1 pseudogene is annotated in these 826 nt (G+C 44.3%); it reads left to right on the top strand.

Annotation, left to right across the window (positions count from 1 at the left end):
- Window positions 1-49: 49 nt before the first annotated feature.
- Window positions 50-826, top strand: a pseudogene (locus R7O13_RS25720) (phosphoglucomutase); the annotation flags it as partial.

Here is an 826-nt window from a genome sequence, read left to right as displayed (position 1 = left end):
ATGAGGCTTTTTTGTAATTTTATTATTTTTAAAAGAAAGGATGTCAAACATGGCTATGCACCCTCGTGCTGGGCAAAAAGCGCAGCAGGAAGATCTCCATAATATTCCAGCGTTAGTTGCTAACTACTTCTTACTTCAGCCTGATGCTAATAATGCGGAACATAAGGTTCAATTCGGTACTTCTGGTCACCGTGGCACAGCAGACAAGCAAACTTTTAATGAAAACCACATTCTTGCTATCGCACAAGCAGTTGCAGAAGTACGTGCCAAGCAGGGGACTACAGGGCCGTTGTTTGTGGGCAAAGATACCCACGCGTTGTCAGAACCTGCGTTTTCAAGCGTAATCGAAGTTTTGATTGCGAATGGTGTAAAAGTCATCGTACAGCAGGATAATGGCTACACACCAACACCAGGCGTTTCTCACGCTATCTTAACTTACAATCTAAAGCATGATGAGAAAGCGGATGGCATCGTTATCACACCGTCTCATAATCCACCACAAGATGGCGGTATTAAGTACAATCCAACACATGGCGGTCCAGCAGAAGCAGAATTGACTCAAGCGATTGAAGATCGTGCGAACGAGATCATTGCTGGTGGCCTAAAAGATGTAAAGCGTCTAGCGTTAGCAGAAGCGAAAGCATCTGAGCTATTCGTAGAGATGGATTTGGTGAAGCCTTACATCGATGACTTAGTAAATGTTATCGATATGGAAGCGATCCAGAAATCGAAGTTGAAAATTGGTGTGGATCCACTTGGTGGCAGCGGCATTGATTACTGGCGTCAAATCGGCCAAGCATACAACTTAGATCTGACCTTGGTCAGA

It is taken from the genome of Vibrio sp. Y176 (assembly GCF_033438945.1).
The sequence above is the reverse complement of the archived record's forward strand: the minus strand, read 5'-3'. Positions and strand labels throughout refer to the sequence as shown.